Here is a 5199-nt window from a genome sequence, read left to right as displayed (position 1 = left end):
GGATCGTTTCCGAAGTGAAGCGTTAGCTGAAATCCGCTGTTTAGAACTCGATTTACCCCCTTTGCAAAAATTATCAAAATCAGGAGACTGTAAATTATGAAAAATGTCCTTATCCTCTGCACAGGCAACAGCTGCCGCTCGATCATGGGTGAAGCTCTCATCAATGCGAAAATGGGAGATTGCGTATTTGCCCAAAGCTCAGGGGTCAAAGCGAGCGGCAAAGTCAATCCGAATGCTCAAGCACTATTAGAGTCAAAAGGATACTGGAGAGAGGAGTACCACTCCAAAGTGATCGATACGGTGATCGACACTCCGTTCGATCTCGTCGTCACTGTCTGCGATCATGCCCATGAGACCTGCCCGATGTTCCCAAAAGCGGTCAAGACAATCCATGTCGCATTTGAAGACCCAAGCGGTAAGGCAGTCGAAGAGTACGCAAAAACTTTGGCTCTTATCGAAGAGACACTCCTCCCTATCATCAAATCCGAATTGTGTGACTGATTATGTGGCAGGAGAGCGTCAACATTCTCGTCTATGAGTGGCTTCAACTGCCGCGAGAGGAGAAGCTCTCCGATGCGCTGAACTTTTTCATCTACGACACACTCAAAATCCTCTTTTTACTTATCGTTATTATTTTTGTTGTAACTTTGTTACGCTCTTACTTTTCAACCGAAAAGGTACGTGAATACCTCAGTAAAAAGCATGAATATACTGGCAATGTTCTCGCCGCACTGTTCGGGATTATCACCCCGTTTTGTTCCTGCTCGGCGATACCGCTTTTTTTGGGATTCCTCCAAGCACGCATACCGCTGGGGGTGACGTTTAGCTTTCTCATCTCAGCTCCACTGAATAACGAAATTGCCATTGCAATGCTCTTTGGGATATTCGGCTGGAAAGTGACGGCTCTCTACATCGGGTTTGGTTTGCTGGTGGCGATTGTCGGCGGTATTATCATCGGACGGCTCGGGATGGAAAGTGAGATTTTGATCGACGTTAAACCGATAGAGGGGGAGATTCACGCCGAAACTCAGGTTATCCCGTTTGCAACACGTCTGCGCGATGCGTGGGATTACACACTCGATATTCTTCGTAAAATCTGGCTCTATGTCCTCCTCGGTGTCGGGGTTGGGGCTTTTATCCACGGCTATGTTCCCACCGAGTTCATCACCTCCATCGCAGGGGCAAACAACCCGTTTGCCGTACCGCTTGCCACTCTACTGGGGATTCCGATGTACTCCAATGCGGCAGGGGTAATGCCGCTTATCGAAGTGCTCACCTCTAAAGGGATGCTTTTGGGAACAGCGCTGTCGTTTATGATGGCGATCACCGCCCTCTCCCTCCCCGAAGCGATGATACTCAAGCGGGTCATGAGCCTCAAACTCATCGCGATCTTTTTCGGAACGGTGACGCTGGGTATCATCGGTGTCGGATACTTGTTTAATGCACTATTATGAGAACGCCAACGGAGTAAAACCCCGTTAGCTACGCTAGCCGCTAAGGCACTAAAGCTTGCCTCTATCGAGGCAGAAATTATTTAATAGGAGTTAATATGAAAATCGATATTACTAATCAAGCGGGCGGCGTGAAAGCATTTCTCAGCGGTTTCAGTACCGAAGAGCTGGAGGCGAAGATTGAAGCATGCCAAAGCGGTAATTGCGACTGTGCGTGTGATCCTGCACTGATGCAAAAGATTGAAGGAATAGAGTTAACTACGGTCGAAGGCGGCTCAATGCTAAGTATTACTGGTGATGTGAATGCCGATACACTTGCACCTATGATGAAAGAATGTCTATTTGGAGAAAAACAATGAAAATCGAAATACTCGGAACCGGATGTTCCAAATGCAAAGCCCTCGAAGAATCAACCAAACAAGCGGTCGCTCAAAGCGGCAAATTCGCCCAGATCGAAAAAGTCGAAGACATCATGAAAATCATGGAATACAATGTCATGAGCACCCCCGGACTCGTGATTGACGGGAAAGTAGTCAGTAGCGGAAAACTCCTTAGCGTAGCGGAAATCGTCGAACTGATCAAAGCGCATTAGTGGAAGCTTTTTTTATCTCCCTGCTGGAGACGCACGGTCTCATCGTCTTTGCCGCCGCGTTCGGTATCGGAGCCCTCACTTCCCTCGCCCCCTGTTCCATCGTCTCGGTTCCATTACTGGTGGGGAGCGCACTGGGGATGAGTTCCCATTTGTCTCCTAAAGAGCGGGTACGATTTACCTATATTTTCGCCTCTCTCTTTGCCCTCGGTGTTGCGGTGAGCTTTTCGATTCTCGCCTATATGGTGGCGAAAATGGGCTATTTTTTCTCCATCGCGCCGTTGGAGGCGTATATCGGCGGAGGGATCGCCGCTATCGCTATCGGGCTCTATTCGTTGGGTGTTCTACCTGAAGTTATCGATAAAAGCCGCTGGATGAGCCGTCTCATTACGCTGCGCTACGTGGGGGCATTTTTGATCGGGATGCTATTCGGTCTCGTATCGACACCGTGCGCTTCGGCTCCGTTGGTCGCCATCATCACCGTCGCCGCCAACGCCCCTGAATGGTATGCGTATGCTCTTGTCCTCATCTTTGCCCTCGGACACTCCTTGCTCCTCCTCGCTGCGGGGGTATCGGTCGGATTTGCCCAAAGTGTCGCCAGCAGTGGTAAAATAGCTTTTATCACAAACTGGGTGACAAAACTCTTTTCCCTCGCCCTCATCGGGATCGGAATCTATTTTTTCACCTTAGCCTATCAACAACTCTAAAAGGAACGTCATGAAATTTTTTGCCCTACTCGCAACATTATCTCTCTCCCTACTCGCCGCCGAGCTTCAACCCCACCCCTACGCCATTGTCAAAAAAGAGATCGGCAAAGGTCAGGTGGTGATGGTCGAAGCGGGCTCGACGATGTGCCAAGCGTGCAAAGAGATGGCAGAACTCCTCTACGCCGAAAAACAGATCGATCCGAAACGTAAAATCTTTTTTGTCAATGTCGGCGAAGAGCGTGACGCGGCGCGTGCGTTGAAAATCCAGATGATCCCGACACAGATCGTGTATGACGCCCAAGGGCGTGAAATCGATCGTCACATCGGCGGATTTACGACCGATGGACTCAAACGTTTTTTGGCGAAGCATAAAATCTAGGAGTACCTATGAAAACAATCATTTTTTCTCTACTATTGGCTTCCATCGTATCGGCAGAGAGTTTTGAGAGTTATCTCAAACGTTTCGATTACAACGAGCGGACAGAGATGAAGATCAAAAGCCTCGAAGCGGTCGAACTTTACAAAATGGGTGAAGTCGAATTCGTCGATATTCGCTTCCGTGAGGAGCAGGCGGTGTGGAGTTTTCCGTTTATGAAAAAAATCCCCCTGAACGAACTCCCTGATCGTCTAAACGAACTCGACAAGAATAAAACCATCGTCACCGTCTGTCCCCATTACGACCGTGCGGAGATGGCACGAATTTATTTGACGCTCAAAGGGTATAAAAGCCGCTATCTTAATGATGGACTGCTAGGGTTAGCCGGATATTTACGCGGGGATGAAGCGAAAGAGTTTATCGAGGAGACGTCGAAAAAATAGGGAATCTACCCTTAGTACTCTTTTATGATTATTTTATAACTAAAAGACTAGACTAGTGTTATGCGAAAAACATATCTAAAAAAGGCAGGCACTATGAATGTAACAATCACCTCCGTTTTGGCAAGAGAAATTTTGGATTCGAGAGGCAATCCTACGGTCGAAGTAGATATCCAACTCAGTGATGGTACAAAAGCCAGAGCTGCCGTCCCCTCCGGTGCTTCTACAGGTGAAAATGAAGCCTGTGAACTCAGAGATGAGACTTCCAAACGCTACGGCGGCAAAGGGGTTATGAACGCAGTAGCAAACGTCAACGGTGAAATCGCTCAGGCGGTGATCGGTATGAACCCGTTCGATCAAAAAGGGATCGATTCGGCAATGATTGCGCTGGATGGGACGGAGTATAAAACCAGACTCGGAGCCAATGCCATACTCGGTGTCTCTCTCGCCGTAGCGCGCGCCGCCGCTAATTCTATGGGGATTTCGCTCTTTCGCTATCTTGGCGGAGCAGATACCTACACTATGCCCGTTCCGATGTTTAATGTCCTCAACGGCGGTGTTCATGCCAACTGGCAAGGTCCCGACTTTCAAGAGTTTATGATCGTCCCCGTCGGTGCTTCAAGCTTCAAAGAAGCGTTACGAATGGGTGCCGAAACCTATCATGCACTCAAAAAAGTGCTAAAAGAGAGCGGGCATTCGGTCAATGTCGGAGACGAGGGAGGATTCGCTCCCTCACTTAAATCGAACGAAGAGGCGGTAGAGACAATACTCAAAGCTATTATAGCCGCAGGGTATCGCCCGAAAGAGGACATTATGATAGCCCTCGATCCGGCGTCCAGCGAATTTTACGAAGAGGGACTCTACAATCTACGAAGCGAAAAGAGAAAACTCACCTCCGCTGAAATGGTGGAACTCTATGCCCAGTGGGTGGAAAAATACCCGATAGTCGTCCTCGAAGACGGTTTGGCTGAAAACGATTGGGAGGGGTGGAAACTCTTAAACGCTACACTCGGAGAGAAGATCGAGCTTGTCGGTGATGATCTTTTCGTTACCAATCCAAAGTTTATTGCACGGGGAATAGAGCTCAACGTTGCAAACGGCGTACTGATCAAGCTCAATCAGATCGGTACCCTCTCTGAGACAACGGAGGCCATTTCTATGGCATACAAAGCAAACTGGGGTGCGATGGTCTCACACCGCAGCGGAGAGACTGTCGATAGTTTTATCGCCGATTTGACGGTAGGATTAGGGACGAAACATCTCAAAACGGGAGCGCCTGCACGGGGAGAGAGGGTCGAAAAATACAATCAGCTCATGCGGATAGAAGAGGAGCTCGGAAGCTCGGCTGTGTATGCCGGACGCGGAGCTTTTGTACATTAGGTCAATTACTTATTTCTCAATAATAAGCTGAGATACCTGCTGACTCATCACCTGATTTTCGATGATGATATTCGTAATACCGAGCTCGGCAATGATATTTTTCTCGTGTTGCGTGTGTACTTTTACAATAATTTTAGAGTTATCGACAAACTGCTCTATAGTCTGGCATACGTGATAGAGTTTCGCGGGATTATCAATGGCGATGATAACGTATTTTGCAAACGTGATATTGGCTTTTTTTAACACCTCTTTTTTG

The 5199-nt window shown here is 48.3% G+C and carries 9 protein-coding genes; 8 read left to right on the top strand and 1 reads right to left on the bottom strand.

Annotated elements, in window-relative coordinates; genetic code table 11:
- Positions 1 to 96: 96 nt before the first annotated feature.
- The 8 genes from A2517_RS06815 to eno all read left to right on the top strand — a co-directional run bounded on the left by A2517_RS06815 (position 97) and on the right by eno (position 4943).
- On the top strand, positions 97 to 501 hold the full coding sequence (locus A2517_RS06815) for an arsenate reductase ArsC (protein ID WP_294895418.1): 405 nt from the start codon (positions 97 to 99) through the stop codon (positions 499 to 501).
- 2 nt (positions 502 to 503) lie between these two features.
- Positions 504 to 1454, top strand: coding sequence for a permease (locus A2517_RS06810; RefSeq protein WP_294895416.1), 951 nt, complete (start codon positions 504 to 506; stop codon positions 1452 to 1454).
- A 95-nt stretch (positions 1455 to 1549) separates the two neighbouring features.
- Positions 1550 to 1810 carry a hypothetical protein gene (locus A2517_RS06805; RefSeq protein ID WP_294895414.1) on the top strand — a complete coding sequence of 87 codons (261 nt, stop codon included), beginning with the start codon at positions 1550 to 1552 and terminating at the stop codon, positions 1808 to 1810.
- The gene (locus A2517_RS06800; protein ID WP_294895412.1) at positions 1807 to 2043 is read left to right on the top strand and encodes a thioredoxin family protein; all 237 of its coding nucleotides are present in this window, start codon (positions 1807 to 1809) and stop codon (positions 2041 to 2043) included. The genes A2517_RS06805 and A2517_RS06800 overlap by 4 nt, the downstream gene beginning before the upstream one ends.
- Positions 2043 to 2747, top strand: coding sequence for a cytochrome c biogenesis CcdA family protein (locus A2517_RS06795; RefSeq protein ID WP_294895410.1), 705 nt, complete (start codon positions 2043 to 2045; stop codon positions 2745 to 2747). The genes A2517_RS06800 and A2517_RS06795 overlap by 1 nt, the downstream gene beginning before the upstream one ends.
- Positions 2748 to 2757: 10 nt before the next feature.
- Positions 2758 to 3126 (top strand): thioredoxin family protein, encoded by a 369-nt coding sequence (locus A2517_RS06790; RefSeq protein ID WP_294895408.1) that lies wholly within the window; start codon positions 2758 to 2760, stop codon positions 3124 to 3126.
- A gap of 8 nt (positions 3127 to 3134) precedes the next feature.
- Positions 3135 to 3566: a rhodanese-like domain-containing protein gene (locus tag A2517_RS06785; RefSeq protein WP_294895406.1), complete on the top strand. Its 432-nt coding sequence runs from the start codon at positions 3135 to 3137 to the stop codon at positions 3564 to 3566.
- 93 nt (positions 3567 to 3659) lie between these two features.
- Positions 3660 to 4943: a phosphopyruvate hydratase gene (eno, locus tag A2517_RS06780; protein WP_294895403.1), complete on the top strand. Its 1284-nt coding sequence runs from the start codon at positions 3660 to 3662 to the stop codon at positions 4941 to 4943.
- A gap of 9 nt (positions 4944 to 4952) precedes the next feature.
- On the opposite strand, the gene A2517_RS06775 is transcribed toward eno, so the two are convergent.
- Positions 4953 to 5199, bottom strand: a 247-nt coding sequence (locus A2517_RS06775; RefSeq protein ID WP_294895401.1) for an NAD-binding protein, incomplete at its 5' end; no start/stop codon positions are given.

Source organism: Sulfuricurvum sp. RIFOXYD12_FULL_44_77, from assembly GCF_001830725.1.
In the GTDB taxonomy this organism is placed as follows: domain Bacteria; phylum Campylobacterota; class Campylobacteria; order Campylobacterales; family Sulfurimonadaceae; genus Sulfuricurvum; species Sulfuricurvum kujiense_A.
Note: the sequence above shows the minus strand (reverse complement) of the source record. Positions and strands in the feature narration are given on the sequence as shown.

Excerpts from the sequence above, each read along its gene's own strand:
- A2517_RS06815 (WP_294895418.1), top strand. The coding sequence starts at position 97 with ATGAAAAATGTCCTTATCCTCTGCACAGGCAACAGCTGCCGCTCGATC.
- A2517_RS06810 (WP_294895416.1), top strand. The coding sequence starts at position 504 with ATGTGGCAGGAGAGCGTCAACATTCTCGTCTATGAGTGGCTTCAACTG.
- A2517_RS06805 (WP_294895414.1), top strand. The coding sequence starts at position 1,550 with ATGAAAATCGATATTACTAATCAAGCGGGCGGCGTGAAAGCATTTCTC.
- A2517_RS06800 (WP_294895412.1), top strand. The coding sequence starts at position 1,807 with ATGAAAATCGAAATACTCGGAACCGGATGTTCCAAATGCAAAGCCCTC.
- A2517_RS06790 (WP_294895408.1), top strand. The coding sequence starts at position 2,758 with ATGAAATTTTTTGCCCTACTCGCAACATTATCTCTCTCCCTACTCGCC.
- A2517_RS06785 (WP_294895406.1), top strand. The coding sequence starts at position 3,135 with ATGAAAACAATCATTTTTTCTCTACTATTGGCTTCCATCGTATCGGCA.
- eno (WP_294895403.1), top strand. The coding sequence starts at position 3,660 with ATGAATGTAACAATCACCTCCGTTTTGGCAAGAGAAATTTTGGATTCG.